At 71.6% G+C, this 13,094-nt stretch carries 16 protein-coding genes and 1 pseudogene; 10 read left to right on the top strand and 7 right to left on the bottom strand.

The window, feature by feature from the left end:
* From BEK98_RS46440 to BEK98_RS46415, 6 genes are all read left to right on the top strand, one after another.
* Positions 1 to 192 (top strand): fumarylacetoacetate hydrolase family protein (locus BEK98_RS46440; RefSeq protein WP_341869058.1); only part of this gene is annotated, 192 nt, incomplete at its 5' end.
* A gap of 10 nt (positions 193 to 202) precedes the next feature.
* The gene (locus tag BEK98_RS46435; protein ID WP_094222850.1) at positions 203 to 1,087 is read left to right on the top strand and encodes an acetaldehyde dehydrogenase (acetylating); all 885 of its coding nucleotides are present in this window, start codon (positions 203 to 205) and stop codon (positions 1,085 to 1,087) included.
* Positions 1,084 to 2,136, top strand: a complete 1,053-nt coding sequence (dmpG, locus tag BEK98_RS46430) for a 4-hydroxy-2-oxovalerate aldolase (RefSeq protein ID WP_094222849.1) — start codon at positions 1,084 to 1,086, stop codon at positions 2,134 to 2,136. Before BEK98_RS46435 ends, dmpG begins: the two co-directional genes overlap by 4 nt.
* The gene (locus tag BEK98_RS46425) at positions 2,133 to 2,912 is read left to right on the top strand and encodes a 2-keto-4-pentenoate hydratase (protein ID WP_094222848.1); all 780 of its coding nucleotides are present in this window, start codon (positions 2,133 to 2,135) and stop codon (positions 2,910 to 2,912) included. The genes dmpG and BEK98_RS46425 overlap by 4 nt, the downstream gene beginning before the upstream one ends.
* A 1-nt stretch (position 2,913) precedes the next feature.
* On the top strand, positions 2,914 to 3,132 hold the full coding sequence (locus BEK98_RS46420; protein ID WP_094222847.1) for a tautomerase family protein: 219 nt from the start codon (positions 2,914 to 2,916) through the stop codon (positions 3,130 to 3,132).
* Entirely contained in the window at positions 3,132 to 4,568 is a 1,437-nt protein-coding gene (locus BEK98_RS46415; protein WP_094222846.1) for an aldehyde dehydrogenase, read from the top strand. Before BEK98_RS46420 ends, BEK98_RS46415 begins: the two co-directional genes overlap by 1 nt.
* A 13-nt stretch (positions 4,569 to 4,581) precedes the next feature.
* Here the strand turns inward: BEK98_RS46415 and BEK98_RS46410 are convergent, their stop codons facing one another.
* Positions 4,582 to 5,046 carry a nitroreductase/quinone reductase family protein gene (locus BEK98_RS46410; RefSeq protein WP_094222845.1) on the bottom strand — a complete coding sequence of 155 codons (465 nt, stop codon included), beginning with the start codon at positions 5,044 to 5,046 and terminating at the stop codon, positions 4,582 to 4,584.
* A 145-nt stretch (positions 5,047 to 5,191) separates the two neighbouring features.
* Here BEK98_RS46410 and BEK98_RS46405 point away from each other — a divergent pair, with 145 nt between their 5' ends.
* Positions 5,192 to 6,034 (top strand): hypothetical protein, encoded by an 843-nt coding sequence (locus tag BEK98_RS46405; protein WP_094222844.1) that lies wholly within the window; start codon positions 5,192 to 5,194, stop codon positions 6,032 to 6,034.
* A gap of 43 nt (positions 6,035 to 6,077) precedes the next feature.
* Here BEK98_RS46405 and BEK98_RS49405 read toward each other — a convergent pair whose 3' ends face one another.
* Complete coding sequence (locus BEK98_RS49405; RefSeq protein ID WP_167444455.1) at positions 6,078 to 6,248, bottom strand: hypothetical protein; 171 nt, start codon at positions 6,246 to 6,248, stop codon at positions 6,078 to 6,080.
* 394 nt (positions 6,249 to 6,642) lie between these two features.
* Here BEK98_RS49405 and BEK98_RS46400 point away from each other — a divergent pair, with 394 nt between their 5' ends.
* Positions 6,643 to 7,443 carry a thioesterase family protein gene (locus tag BEK98_RS46400; RefSeq protein WP_094222843.1) on the top strand — a complete coding sequence of 267 codons (801 nt, stop codon included), beginning with the start codon at positions 6,643 to 6,645 and terminating at the stop codon, positions 7,441 to 7,443.
* Between the two features lie 43 nt (positions 7,444 to 7,486).
* Here BEK98_RS46400 and BEK98_RS46395 read toward each other — a convergent pair whose 3' ends face one another.
* Both BEK98_RS46395 and BEK98_RS46390 read right to left on the bottom strand, forming a co-directional pair.
* A complete protein-coding gene (locus BEK98_RS46395) occupies positions 7,487 to 8,290 on the bottom strand; it encodes a glycoside hydrolase family 3 C-terminal domain-containing protein (RefSeq protein WP_341869057.1) in 804 nt (267 codons plus the stop codon).
* 103 nt (positions 8,291 to 8,393) lie between these two features.
* Positions 8,394 to 9,635 (bottom strand): annotated as a pseudogene (locus BEK98_RS46390) (GMC family oxidoreductase); the annotation flags it as partial.
* Between the two features lie 182 nt (positions 9,636 to 9,817).
* Here BEK98_RS46390 and BEK98_RS46385 point away from each other — a divergent pair.
* Together BEK98_RS46385 and BEK98_RS46380 are read left to right on the top strand one after the other, a co-directional pair.
* Positions 9,818 to 10,045, top strand: coding sequence for a hexameric tyrosine-coordinated heme protein (locus BEK98_RS46385; protein ID WP_094222841.1), 228 nt, complete (start codon positions 9,818 to 9,820; stop codon positions 10,043 to 10,045).
* A 137-nt stretch (positions 10,046 to 10,182) separates the two neighbouring features.
* Positions 10,183 to 11,442: an acyl-CoA dehydrogenase family protein gene (locus BEK98_RS46380; RefSeq protein WP_094222840.1), complete on the top strand. Its 1,260-nt coding sequence runs from the start codon at positions 10,183 to 10,185 to the stop codon at positions 11,440 to 11,442.
* A gap of 62 nt (positions 11,443 to 11,504) precedes the next feature.
* On the opposite strand, the gene BEK98_RS46375 is transcribed toward BEK98_RS46380, so the two are convergent.
* The 3 genes from BEK98_RS46375 to BEK98_RS46365 form a co-directional block, all read right to left on the bottom strand.
* Positions 11,505 to 11,771 carry a hypothetical protein gene (locus tag BEK98_RS46375; RefSeq protein WP_208643429.1) on the bottom strand — a complete coding sequence of 89 codons (267 nt, stop codon included), beginning with the start codon at positions 11,769 to 11,771 and terminating at the stop codon, positions 11,505 to 11,507.
* A complete protein-coding gene (locus BEK98_RS50640) occupies positions 11,768 to 11,860 on the bottom strand; it encodes a helix-turn-helix domain-containing protein (RefSeq protein WP_425276668.1) in 93 nt (30 codons plus the stop codon). Before BEK98_RS50640 ends, BEK98_RS46375 begins: the two co-directional genes overlap by 4 nt.
* A 279-nt stretch (positions 11,861 to 12,139) precedes the next feature.
* Entirely contained in the window at positions 12,140 to 12,883 is a 744-nt protein-coding gene (locus BEK98_RS46365; protein WP_244202301.1) for an LAETG motif-containing sortase-dependent surface protein, read from the bottom strand.
* Positions 12,884 to 13,094: the final 211 nt, after the last annotated feature.

The following is a 13,094-nucleotide window of genomic DNA, read 5'->3' as shown; positions in this document are numbered from 1 at the left end:
CCCCTCAACGCGGCCGTCTGGCTGGCCTCGGCGCTCGCGGAGCGCGGGGACCCGCTGCGGGCCGGCGATCTCGTCCTGACCGGCGCCCTGGGTCCGATGGCTCCGGCCGCGCCCGGCGACGTGTTCGAGGCACGTGTCTCGGGCCTGGGCTCCGTGCGCGTCGGGTTCGCGAAGGAAGGGGACGAGCAGTGAGCGGGAGGCCATCGTCGGCCCCGGCAACATCGGCACCGACCTGCTCGCCAAACTGCTGCACAGCGAGACGGTCGACGTGCGGTACATGGTCGGTGTGGACCCGGCCTCCGACGGGCTCGCCCGGGCGGCCGAGCTGGGTCTGGAGACGTCCGCGGACGGAGTCGACTGGCTGCTGACCCGGGACGAGCTGCCCGAGCTGGTCTTCGAGGCCACCTCCGCCAAGGCGCACCTCGCCCACGCGCCCCGCTACGCCGAAGCCGGCATCCAGGCGATCGACCTGACGCCCGCGGCGCTGGGCCCGCTGGTCTGCCCACCGGTGAACCTGCGTGAGCACCTGGACGCCCCCAACATCAACATGATCACCTGCGGCGGGCAGGCCACCATCCCGATCGTGCACGCCGTCTCCCGCGTGGTGCCGGTGCGGTACGCGGAGATCGTCGCGTCGATCGCCTCCCGCTCGGCGGGACCCGGAACGCGCGCCAACATCGACGAGTTCACCGAGACCACCGCGCAGGCCATCGAGCAGGTCGGCGGCGCCCGCAAGGGCAAGGCCGTGATCATCATGAACCCGGTCGAGCCGCCGATGATCATGCGCGACACGGTCTTCTGCGCCATCCCGGAAGAAGCCGACCGTGACGCGATCAGCGAGTCGATCGTCCGCATGGTCGGCGAGGTGGCCGAGTACGTGCCCGGCTACACGCTGCGCGCCGACCCGCAGTTCGACGACCCGCGCCCCGAGTGGAAGGACCAGGCCCGGGTGGCCGTCTTCCTGGAGGTGCGCGGCCGGGGCGACTATCTGCCGCCCTGGGCAGGAAACCTGGACATCATGACGGCCGCGGCCGCTCGCGTCGGCGAGCTGCTGGCGGGCGCGAAGACGACGGCGGTGACCTCATGAGCCCCGAAAAGACCGACGAGCCGCGCAAGTTGCGCATCACCGACTCGACCCTCCGGGACGGCTCGCACGCCATGCGGCACCAGTTCACCGAGGAACAGGTGCGCGGCGTCGTACACGCCCTGGACAAGGCGGGCGTCGAGGTCATCGAGGTGGCGCACGGCGACGGCCTCGGCGGCTCCAGCTTCAACTACGGCTTCTCCAAGGTCGACGAGATCCAGCTGATCGGGGCGGCCGTCGACGAGGCCACCCGCGCGAAGATCGCCGTACTCCTGCTGCCCGGCGTCGGCACGGTCACCGAGCTGAAGCGCGCCCACTCCGTCGGCGCGCGCGTGGCCCGCATCGCCACCCACTGCACCGAGGCCGACACGTCCGTCCAGCACTTCACCGCCGCCCGTGAGTTGGGCATGGAGACGGTCGGCTTCCTGATGCTCTCGCACCGGGTCGGCCCGCAGGAGCTGGCCCAGCAGGCGCGGATCATGGTCGACGCCGGAGCCCAGTGCGTGTACGTCGTCGACTCGGCCGGTGCCCTGGTGCTGACCGACGCCCAGGCCCGGGTCCAGGCCCTGGTGAGCGAGATCGGACACGAGGCCCAGGTCGGCTTCCACGGCCATCAGAACCTCTCCCTCGGCGTCGCCAACTCCGTCCTCGCCTACCAGGGCGGGGCCCAGCAGATCGACGGCGCCCTGTGCGCGCTCGGCGCCGGCGCCGGGAACTCGCCGACCGAGGTGCTCGCGGCCACCTTCGAGCGCATGGGCATCCCCACGGGAGTCGACGTCGACCTCGCCCTGGCCGCCGCGCAGGACGTGGTCAAGCCGTTCATCCCCCGGCTGCCGTGGATGGACCGCTCCTCGATCGTGCAGGGCTACGCGGGTGTGTACTCCAGCTTCCTGCTGCACGCCGAACGGGCCTCGGAACGCTACGGCGTCCCCGCCCACGAAATCCTCCAGGAGGTCGGCGAGGCCGGCTACGTCGGCGGCCAGGAGGACATGATCATCGACATCGCGCTGCGGCTCGCCGAGGAGCGCGAGAAGGCGGGGGCCGACCGATGATCTGGACCCTCGAAGGCGCCGCGACCGCCCTGCTGGAGGCGGAGGACACCCGCACCGACCGCGACCCCCTCACCGACGAGTGGCCCGAACTCGACCTGGACACCGCCTACGCGGTGCAGGACGAGACGCTGCAGCGCAGGCTCAACCGGGGCGAGCACATCATCGGCGTCAAGCTCGGCCTGACCTCACGGGCCAAGCAGGAGCGCATGGGCATCTCCGCACCGCTGACCGCCTGGCTGACCGACGCGATGCTCCTGCCCGCCGGCGCACCGGTCCCGCAGGACCGGCTGATCCACCCGCGCGCCGAACCGGAGATCGTCTTCGTGATGAAGGACCGGCTGGCCGGACCCGGCGTCACCGCCGCCACCGCGCTGGCCGCGGTCGGTTCCGTGCACGGCGGCATCGAGGTCATCGACAGCCGCTACCGCGACTTCCGCTTCACGCTCCCCGACGTGGTCGCGGACAACGCCTCCTCAGGCCGCTTCCTCACCGGCCCGATCGGCGTGCCCCCCGAGACGCTGGACCTCGCGATGGAGGCCTGCCTGGTCGAGGTCGGCGGCCAGGTCGCCGACAGTGCCACCGGCGCCGCCGTACAAGGCCACCCGGCCGAGGCGCTGGCCCTCGCCGCCAACGAACTCGGCCGCCGGGGCCTCGCGATCGAGCCCGGCTGGATCGTGCTGACCGGCGGCATGACCGACGCCGTACCCGTACCGCCCGGCACCACCGTCGCCGTGCACTTCACCCACCTCGGTTCGCTCCACCTGACAGGAGGCTGACATGCCGCTCGTCGAAGTCACGCTGGTCGACGGCCGTACGCCGGACCAGATCCGCTCGCTGATCCACGAGGTGACGGCAGCGGTCGTCAAGGCACTGGACGTACCGCGGCAGAGCGTGCGCGTCGCCGTCCGGGAACTGCCGAAGACCCACTGGGCGGCCGGAGACGTCACCATCGCCGAACGCGAGGCGGCGAACGCCTCCGGAGAAGGAACGAGCTGATGGAGTTCTACGGCCATGTGATCGACGGCGAGGAGGTGGCCTCCCTCGCCGGCGCCACCTTCTCCTCCACCGACCCCCACACCCGCCGCCCCTGGGCGGAGGTGGCCCTCGGCGACGGCGCCGACGCCGACCGCGCGGTCACCGCGGCCCGCCGGGCCTTCGACACCGGACCCTGGCCCCGGATGCGCGCGGCCGAGCGAGGCCGCATCCTGCACCGCCTGGCCGACCTGATCGAGGCCCACGCCGACGACCTCGGCACGGCGGACACCCGGGACATGGGCAAGCCGATCACCCAGTCCCGTGGCAACGACGTCCCGCGTACGGCGGCCAACTTCCGTTTCTTTGCCGACCATGCAAGGTTGTCCACGTCCGAGGCCTACCCCTTGGACACGGGGCACCACGCCTACACCCGCTTCGACCCGGCCGGGGTCGTCGCGGCGATCGCCCCGTGGAACTTCCCGATGATGCTGGAGAGTTGGAAGGTCGCACCCGCCCTCGCGTGGGGCAACACGGTGGTGCTGAAGCCGGCCGAGGACACCCCCGTCTCGGCCACCCTGCTCGCCCGGCTGGCCCTGGAGGCGGGCATGCCTCCTGGCGTGTTCAACGTCGTCCACGGATACGGCCCCGACTCGGCGGGCCAGGCCCTGACCGAGAACCCCGCCGTGGACCGCATCACCTTCACCGGCGAATCGGGCACCGGCCGCGTAATCGCCGCGGCCGGGGCCCGCAACCTCACACCGGTCAGCCTCGAACTCGGCGGCAAGGGTGCCAACCTGGTCTTCGCCGACGCCGATCTGGCGGGCGCCGTCGAGTGGTCGATCAGGGCCGTGTTCACCAACTCGGGCCAGGTGTGCCTGGCCGGCTCCCGGCTCTACGTCCAGCGGGAGATCTACGACGAGTTCCTCGACCGGTTCGTCGCCGCGGCGGACGCGATGGTCATCGGCGACCCCAAGGACGAGGCCACCCAAATCGGACCGCTGGCTTCCGCCGAGCACCATGCGAAGGTCGCCGGTTACGTGGACACGATCGCGGAGCAGGGCGGCACGATGCGCACCGGCGGCCGGGGCGACGGCTGGACGATACGACCCACCGTCATCACCGGCATGGACCAGAAGGCCCGGCACGCCCGCGAGGAGATCTTCGGCCCCGTCGTCGTGGTGATCCCGTTCAGCACCGAGGCCGAGGCGATCGAGCTGGCCAACGACACGTCGTACGGCCTCAACGCGATGCTGTTCACGGAGAACCTGCACCGCGCACACCGGGTCGCGGCGGCGCTGCGCGCGGGCACGGTCTGGGTCAATTGCTTCTTCGTACGGGACCTGCGGGCGCCCTTCGGCGGCGCCGGCGACTCCGGGATCGGCCGTGAAGGGGGCACCTTCAGCCGGGAGTTCTTCACCGAGCCCAAGGCGGTGGTGATGCAGATCGACGCCGGCTGAGGTTGAGGGCAGCTCAGTTGCGGGAGCGGGGTACCAGGCGGATGATCGGCAGTTCGCGGTCGGTCTTCACCTGGTACTGCGCGAAACGGGGCGCGGCGGTGGTGATCTGCCGCCATGCCTCCTCCCGCTCCTCCCCGTGGAGCTGCTCGGCGACGACGTCCACCGTGCGGTTTCCGATCTCCACCCGCACCTCGTCGGGATGGGCGGCCAGGTTGTGGTACCAGGCCGGATTCTTCGCCGCCCCGGCCGCCGAGGCCACGATCAGCCAGCTGCCGTCCTTGCCGGGAAACCAGCCCACCGGGGTGGAACGAGACTCCCCGCTCCTGCGGCCGACGGTCGTCAGCACCAGCGCGTCCATGCCCATCAGCCTGCCGCCGCCCTTGCGGCGGATGCGCCGCATGGACCATGCGTTGAACCACTTGAGCGCGCGGCCGGGCTGACGGGTACCACGAGTGCCCGAAGGCGTGTCGAAGCTCATGTGACCTCCTGGCAGCAAAATATTTGCCTGCCAATCATTGGTCAACCAACTCTGCATCGTGACGGCGCGCCGCAGTCGGCCTCCCTCACCAACAGGGCGGCGTTTCGCCCGCCTTCCGGTGCCGCCCGCGGTCTAGGCTCGGCCCGTGGGGCAGCCCGAACAGCGCGCCGAGGGCGCCGGACCGTTCACCACCAGGGCTACCTGGAACCCTCCCGGCGGCGGCACCGCGGTATGGGAGTCACGGCTCGCGCGACGGCGCGGGCTGCTCGCCGTCCGTCCGCCCGGTGCGGCGGCCAGTCGGCACGCGCATGCGGACGCCGTCGCCATCGGCCGGCTGCGCAGACTCAACGTCATCGCCGCGATCGCCTTCATCATCGGCGGGGCCGTCTTCGCAGCCGGTGCGGCCGTCGCCCAGTTCGGCTCCGGCGACGCCACCGAGTGCGCCTCGATTTACTTCGCGGGCGGACTGTTCTTCAACACCGGTGGCTATGTCTCGCTGCTCCAGGTGATCAACGCACCCCGCCACGTCGCCGGCGGCGAAGGACGACTCGTCACCCGCCGCTGGCAGTGGTGGAGCTACGAGCCGATGCGAGTGGACTGGCTGAGCGCATTCGTCCTCTTCGCGGGGACACTCGTCTTCGGCGTCTCCCTGCTGGACTCGTTCCTGCGCGGCCTGAGCGTCCAGCAGGTCAACCGGCTGATCTGGGCGCCCGACCTGGTCGGCTGCGTACTCTTCCTGATCTCCGGGCACCTGGGCTTCGTCGAGATCTGCCACGGCCGGCCCTGCGTCCGCACGCGCAGCCTGGGCTGGTGGATCGTGGCTGTGAACCAGCTCGGTTCCGTCCTGTTCATGGTCTCGGCGCTCGCCGCCTTCACCCGCCCCGCCACCGACAGCCTGGTCAACGCCGCCATCGCCAACTGGGGCACCCTCACCGGCGCCCTGTGCTTCTCGCTCGGGGGCTTCCTCCAGCTGGACGAACACCCGTAGGCGCGGAGCGGGCGGCCCGAGACGTGGCCGGCGGTGAAGTGACCTACCGGACGATGCGCGCGACCGTCCCGTGCTGCGGGTCCCCGTACTGGGAGATCAGCTGCTCGTCGCTCATGCGGTCGACTTCTTCGCTGCGCTGGACGGGAAAGATCACGTGGGTGTCCGTGTCCGTCCAGTACTCGACGACGCGGAGTGTGTCGGTGGCTCGGCTCATGTGGTGCTCCCTTGCAGCGCGTGGGATTCAGGTTGCGTCTGTGCACGTCGAGGGGTCAAGAGAAAAAGGGGCTTCCGTTTCTGTCGTCGGAAGCGTAGGTTCCGCTTACCCCGCGTCGGTGTCCCCCAAGGCACCGGCCCGCCGATCCCGGGAAGGCGGGCCACGCGGGGGCCAAACGTCCGGCGTCTGCATGGGCTGTGGGCCCGACCGTGCATCGACGCCACCCCCTCGCCGGTCATCCCTGCCGAGCCTGGCTCGCCATGACCTGTCGACCGCGCCCCTGCCTGTTGGCCGGGGCGGGTCTCCGGGCGGGCGGAGCCGCAACTCCCTGCGTAATGAGCAAGCGCTTAGTAGACTGGTCGACGTACAGTCCACGTAGCAGGGAGGGACGGTTATGCCGGCGTCGGAAGCCGAGGCCTTCTACGAGCGGGAGGACCACGGCCGGTTCCTCCCCACCGCGTACACCCGGGGGCCCTGGGACGCCGACTCCCAGCACGCCGGTCCGCCGGCCGCGCTGCTCGGGCTGGCCGTCGAGCAACGGCCGGACGGCCGGCCGGACATGCGGGTGGCCCGGCTCACGTACGAGATCATGCGCCCGGTCCCGATACGGCCGCTGAACGTGTCCACGCGCGTGCTGCGCGCCGGGCGCAGCGTCGAACTCGTGGAGGTCGGTCTGACACCCGACGGCGGCCAGGAAGTGATGCGGGCGACGGTTCTGCTGATGAAGGCGGCGCCGGGCTCGGTACCGGAGGTGTCGCCGGGCCGGCAGGTTCCCGGGCCCGAGGCGGCACCCGCGAAAGCGTTCTTCCCCGTCCCGTGGGAGCAGGGCTACCACACCGCCATGGACCTGCGCTTCGCCGCGGGTTCGTTCCTCGAGCCCGGCCCGGCCACGGCGTGGATGCGCATGAGGGTCCCCCTGGTCGCGGGCGAGGAGATCACGCCGCTCAGCCGGGTGCTGACGGCTGCCGACTCGGGCAACGGCGTCAGCGCCGAGCTGGACTTCCACCGCTACGTCTTCATCAACGCCGACCTCACCGTCAGCCTGCACCGCCACCCCGAGGGCGAGTGGGTCTGCCTGGACGCCCGGACGATGGTGGACGGCGCGGGCATCGGCCTGGCCGAGTCGGCCCTGCACGACGAGAAGGGGCCGCTCGGCCGCAGTACCCAGACCCTGTACGTGGCCGCACGCGGCTGAGGCAGCGGGCGTGGTCCCGGCGCGCGGCCGCCCGCGCAGGACGTCACCCCCGCGCGACCGTCGTGTCCAGGCGCAGGTCCGCGTAGCTGCGCCCGGTGCGCAACCGATGGCCGCCGGGCAGGTCCCGCCACGACTGTGTCGTGGTGTCCCAGAACTGCGCGGCGCGCCGTGGCACCTCGATGTCCACGGTGACCGTCTGCCCGGGGTCGGCCTGGGCGGAAGCGAAACCGGCGAGTCGGCACGGTGAGTGACCGATGTCGGAGGGCGTGCCGGTGACAGCGGGCTCCAGGTACGTCTGGACGATCTCACGCCCGGGGCGGGTGCCGATGTTGCGCACCCGGACCCGGAGTACGCCGAGAGACGCCCGGTCATCCGCGGTGGGCTCGCCGTCGACAGGGAGGAACTCGGCGCTCTCGTAGTCCCAGTCGGTGTAGCCGAGGCCGTGCCCGAACCAGTACGCGGGGGCGACCGCCGAGTGCTTCCAACCGGGGTATCCGACGAGAACGCCCTCGTCATAGCGCAGGACGCCGTCGGTCGGCCGGGGGTCCAGGACCGGGCAGTCCTCCGCGTGGGACGGCCAGGTGGTGGGCAGTCGGCCGCCGGGCTCGGCGGCCCCGAGCAGGACGTCGGCGAGTGCGTGGCCGGCCTCCTGGCCGGGGAACCAGCTGAGCAGGACGGCGGGCACGGCGTCGTTCCAGGGGAGTTCCACGGGGGAGCCGGTGTTGACCACGACGACGGTCCGGGGGTTCGCGGCGGCCACACGGGCGACCAGTTCGTCCTGGTGACCGGGCAGCCTCAGGTCCGTACGGTCGAAGCCCTCGCTCTCGACCTCCTCCGTGGTGGCCACGACGACCACGGCGACGTCGGCCTGCGCGGCGGCGGCCACCGCGTCCCTCGTCCGACTGGACGTCCGGGCCGGGCGCGATCTCCTTGGACCGCCACTCGGCGAGCGCGGGCTGCGCGCCGATCTCGCGGACCTGCTGGACGGCCGTCACCATGCCGGCCAGGTCGGACGGTTCGGCGAGGTGGTTCGGGTCGAGTGCCGGGGCCTCGGTCGGATCGGCCGAGCGCAGCCACATCCGGCCCCGGCTGAGCGGACGGATGATGCCGGCCAGCACGGAGTAGCCGTGCCCCTCCGCGGGCACCTCCTGGCCCACGACGGGCAGCGGCACGTGCGCCATCAGGGGCTGGATGTCGGGCGCGGGCAGGGACGGGTCGGTCTTGGCGAAGTAGTGGGCCTCCAGCTTGTTCGCCGTGCCCGCGGGCACCTCCTGGGCCGACTCCCACACCACCGGGGCCAGGGTGTGGTCGTGCAGGTTCCCGCCCACACCGGGCAGGTCGGCGGTGACGCCGATACCGAGGGCGCGCAGCTCGTCGGCGGGGCCGATGCCGCTGAGCAGCAGGATCTGGGCGGAGCCGATGGTGCCGCCGGACAGGATCACGTCACCCGAGCAGCGGACCGTCTCCGTACGGCCCTCCCGCAGCAGCTCGACGCCGACCGCACGGGCGGACTCGACGAGCACCCGCGTGACCGTCGACCCGGTGCGGACCGTCAGCAGCGGGTTGTCCAGCACCGGCTGCACGAACGCCGTCCAGGCACTGGCCCGCCTGCCGTCGCGGATCGTGCGGTGCAGCAGCTGCACGCCGAGGATCTCCTCGCCGTTGCAGTCGTCGTTGTACGGGATCCCGTACTCCTCGCAGGCCGCGACGAACGCGCTGGTCACCGGGTTCGGAGCAGGGTTGCGGGTGACGGGCATCGGGCCGCCGGCGCCGTGGAAGGCGGAGGGGCCGTCCTCGAAGTCCTCCGAGCGCTTGAAGTACGGCAGCACCTCGTCGTACGACCAACCGGTCGCGCCGTACCGCTTCACCCAGTCGTCGTAGTCGGAGCGGTGACCCCGGACGTAGATCATGCCGTTGAGGGCGCTGGAGCCGCCGAGGACCTTGCCGCGTGGCCAGAAGACTTGGGTTCCGTCGGCGTGGCGCTGTGGCTCGGTGAGGAAGGCGTGGTCCTGCGGGGAGTTCCACAGCTCCCACAGCCGGCCGGGGTCGTGGATCGCCGGGTTGTCGTCCCGGCCGCCCGACTCGATCAGCAGAACGCTTCGGCCGGCGTCGACGAGCCTGCGCACGACGGCGCAGCCTGCGGACCCGGCGCCGACCACGATGTGGTCGTACTCCGTGTGTGCGGCTCTCATGCGGCGAGCGTCGCCCCGCCGGCCCGCCGGTGGCTTGTTCCGGTGTGCACGAAGTCTTGCGTCAGCGGGCACGAAAGGCCTGGTGAGGGCCTGTCGGAAGGGCGGTGTGGCGCGCTCCGGGTGAGGGATGTCGTCGTACGCCAGACCCGCTTCGCGCGGGCAACCTCCCAAGGAGTCACGCGATGGCACTCGTCCCCGACAACACCCTGATCACCGCGACCCCCGAGGAGGGCCGGGCGCTCGCGCTGAAGATGGCCCGCCTGGTCATCAAGGCCACGCAGCCCGACGACGCCGTGCGGGAGAAGCTGCGCCCCGACTACGCCGGGGACGCGGACTCGCTGATCTCGATCGCCCACGTGGTGGCCGTGGAGTTCGCGACCATCGCGGCCGCGAACAACTACTGGCGCTGAGCACGGCGAGCTCCGTCCTGCCGATGTGTGCACGGTACGACAAGCGCCCGTGCCACGGCAGACAACCACCGCATGGCCTCGGAGCAGGACAGTGGCCGCACCCAGCCGCCCCACCCCATCGAGGAAGGCACGGACGCATGGCCATCGACTTCACCCTCAGCCCCGAGCAACGGGAGCTTCAGCTTCATGCGCGGAAGGTCGCCGAGGACGTGCTCAGCGGGGTTCGGGAGACCGTGGCGGGTCTCGGCACGCCCGAGGAGCGGTTCGCCGCGACCCGGCCCGTCTACCGGGACCTCGTGCGCGCCGGGCTGCTGCGCAAGCAGGTCCCGCCGCCCTTCGGCGGCACGATGACGGGCCTGCTGGACCTGGCGCTCGTGGCCGAGGAACTGTGGGCGGTCGACGCGGACGTGCCGCTGTCGCTGTTCTCCACGGGCCTCGGCCTGATGCCACTGCTCATGTTCGGAACCCCTGAGCAGCAGGAACGGTTTCTGCCGCCGTTCGTCTCCGACGAGGGCGAGCCGCTGGCCGCGCTCGCCTTCAGCGAGCCGGGCGGCTCCGCGAACTTCCAGTCCGCCCACCCCGGCACCGGCATGAACACGGTGGCGCGCGGGGACGGCGACGCGTGGGTGATCAGCGGCGAGAAGCAGTTCATCCCGCACGCCTCCGGCTGGGACGGCGAGGGCGCCGACCTGTTCGCGGTCGCGGCCCGCACGGACCCGGACGCACCGCCCCAGGAGTCCCTCGCCGTCTTCCTGGTGCCCCGCCCCGAGCAGGGCCTCACGGTCCTGAACTCGATGGAGACCATCGGCCACCGCGGCGCGCTGGTGTCGCGGATCCGCTTCGACGAGGTACGGGTCCCCGCCGCGAACATGCTCGGCAAGCCCGGCGACGGCATCCTCGTCCTGGAGTCCGCGTTCGGCGCGACGGCCGGCCTGGTGGGCGCCTTCGCGGTCGGCGTGATGCGGGCGGCCTTCCGGACGGTCCTCGACTTCGCCCGCACCGAGCGGCGCGGCGGTGCCGTGCCCGTCATCGAGCACCAGAACGTCGGCACCCTCCTCGCCGACATGAAGGCCCGTTTGGAGGCGTGTCGCTATCTGACCTGGAAGGCCTGCGACCACTTCGACAAGACGGGCGGTCGAGAAATCGAACTCTCCCTGGCCACCAAGGTGTTCGCCTCCGAGACCGCCGTCCAGGTGGTGTACGACGCGATGCGCGCGGTCGGCGCCGAGGCGTACACGACGGCCCGCCCGCTGGCCGGGCTGCTCCAGGACGCCCTCGCCTACCCGCTCTTCGACGGCGGCAACGTCGGCGTGCGCCGCCCGCAGCTGCAGCGGCTGTTCGCACAGCCCGGCTACGACTCGCTGGCGGCCGCCGAGGGGCGCGCGCCCGGCGAGTGACCCCGTGCCGGCGGCCCCCGGGTTCCCCAGAAGTCGGAGGTACCCGGGGCCGCCGGCTTGCCTCACGCCATACCGGAACCGCTCGACGTCGTCTCCGGTGCCAGGGCCGGACCGGGCAGCGCGGCACCGGCCCGGCGGCGCAGCACAGCCGGCGCCGTTTCCCGCAGCCCCAGCGACAGCAGTACGACCACCACCCCGCCCGCCGCCGAGATGTACACGGCGGACTGGAGGCCCCAGGTGTCGCACGCCCACCTGGCGATCACCGGCGCGAGGAAACCGCCGGCCGGCTCACCGGCGACCATGACCAGCCCCAGCGCGGTCGATGTCACCTCCGGGCCTCCCGCGGGCTCATGCCGTAGACGGCCTTGAAGGCATGGCTGAAGTGCGCCGGGTCGGGAAAACCCCAGCGGCTGCCCACGGCGGCGACCGGCTCGGGGAACCGACGGAATGCGCTGGTCAGCGTAGATACAGAGACCACAAAGATCGTTTCCCGGGGTCGGGGTGATCGTTTCCCACCACGCAGATCGCACGCTCTCCCCCACCGGTCAGAGGTACTGCTGACGCGCGGCTCCCTCGAAGCGGCCCGTGTCGCCCCGCGGCCGCTGACCGGAGGCCGACCGCCGAACCCATGCGCGGGTCCACACGGTCGCTGGCGAGCGGCCGCGTGGACCTCGCGTTCAGGGGCGAGAGGCGGTTGTCAGACTGCGGCGCCCGGGCCCGCGCTCCTGCGGCGGCGCACCACGAAGACCGCGCCCGCGCCGACGGCCACTGCGGCGCCGCCGGCCAGGGCAATCATCGGCAGTGCGGAACTGGAGCCGGTCTGGGCGAGGTGGCCCTGGGGCTCGATCTTGGTGTTGCCGGACGGCTGGTGCTTGGGCAGCGGCTTCTTGCCGCCCTGCGGCTTGGCGTCACCGGGGGTTCCGGGAGCGGAGCCGGCCTTGAGGATGTCGAACTGGTAGAAGCTGTCGTCGCCGGAGAAGACGCAGTTGCCCTCGTCGTCGGCGTACATGCCGATGCTGATGGCGTAGCCGAGGCCGGCCGGAGCGGTCTTGTCCACGGCCAGGCGCATGTCGACGGAGAAGGACTCGTGAGCCTTCACGGCGGTGTAGCCGAGATAGCCGGCGCCCTCGTCGTTCTCGTCCAGCGAGATGTCGACCCACTTACCGGAGGACGGGTCCTTGTACTGGAGGGTGAGGTGGCTGGTGTCGATGAAGTAGTCGTCCTCGTCCATCTGGGCGGCGAAGACACCGAGGTCGACGCGCTGGTAAGCACGGTCGCCGGTGTTGTTCACGTTCAGCTGGAAGCCGTGGAAGCCACTGCCGGCCACGATCTTCGAGGGCAGGCCGGAGAGGCTGGTGTGCAGATTCTTGTCGACCTGGGGGTCGTCCTCGTTGCACTCGACCGGGCCCGTGGACGCGGACGCCGAGGGACTGGCGGACACCGAGGCCGACGCGGACGCACTGGAGGAGGCGGACTGGGCGGCGGCAGGAACGTTCTCGTCAGCCGCCGGCGCGGTGTCGTCGGTGGCGGGTGTGGTGTCGTCGGGCGGGCGTGGTGTCCTCGGCGGCAGGCGTCGTGTCGTCGGCGGCGGGCGTGGACTGCTCCTCGGCGGGAGCCGTCTCGCTGACGGCCGGAGCAGGGCTGTCGTCATC

The organism is Streptomyces diastatochromogenes (genome assembly GCF_002242805.1).
GTDB classification, from domain to species: domain Bacteria; phylum Actinomycetota; class Actinomycetes; order Streptomycetales; family Streptomycetaceae; genus Streptomyces; species Streptomyces diastatochromogenes.
Note: the sequence above shows the minus strand (reverse complement) of the source record. Positions and strands in the feature narration are given on the sequence as shown.

Coding starts and splice junctions, on each gene's coding strand:
- dmpG (WP_094222849.1), top strand. CDS start 1,084: ATGAGCCCCGAAAAGACCGACGAGCCGCGCAAGTTGCGCATCACCGAC.
- BEK98_RS46425 (WP_094222848.1), top strand. CDS start 2,133: ATGATCTGGACCCTCGAAGGCGCCGCGACCGCCCTGCTGGAGGCGGAG.
- BEK98_RS46420 (WP_094222847.1), top strand. CDS start 2,914: ATGCCGCTCGTCGAAGTCACGCTGGTCGACGGCCGTACGCCGGACCAG.
- BEK98_RS46415 (WP_094222846.1), top strand. CDS start 3,132: ATGGAGTTCTACGGCCATGTGATCGACGGCGAGGAGGTGGCCTCCCTC.
- BEK98_RS46410 (WP_094222845.1), bottom strand. CDS start 5,046: ATGAGCTTCGACACGCCTTCGGGCACTCGTGGTACCCGTCAGCCCGGC.
- BEK98_RS49405 (WP_167444455.1), bottom strand. CDS start 6,248: ATGAGCCGAGCCACCGACACACTCCGCGTCGTCGAGTACTGGACGGAC.
- BEK98_RS46400 (WP_094222843.1), top strand. CDS start 6,643: ATGCCGGCGTCGGAAGCCGAGGCCTTCTACGAGCGGGAGGACCACGGC.
- BEK98_RS46385 (WP_094222841.1), top strand. CDS start 9,818: ATGGCACTCGTCCCCGACAACACCCTGATCACCGCGACCCCCGAGGAG.
- BEK98_RS46380 (WP_094222840.1), top strand. CDS start 10,183: ATGGCCATCGACTTCACCCTCAGCCCCGAGCAACGGGAGCTTCAGCTT.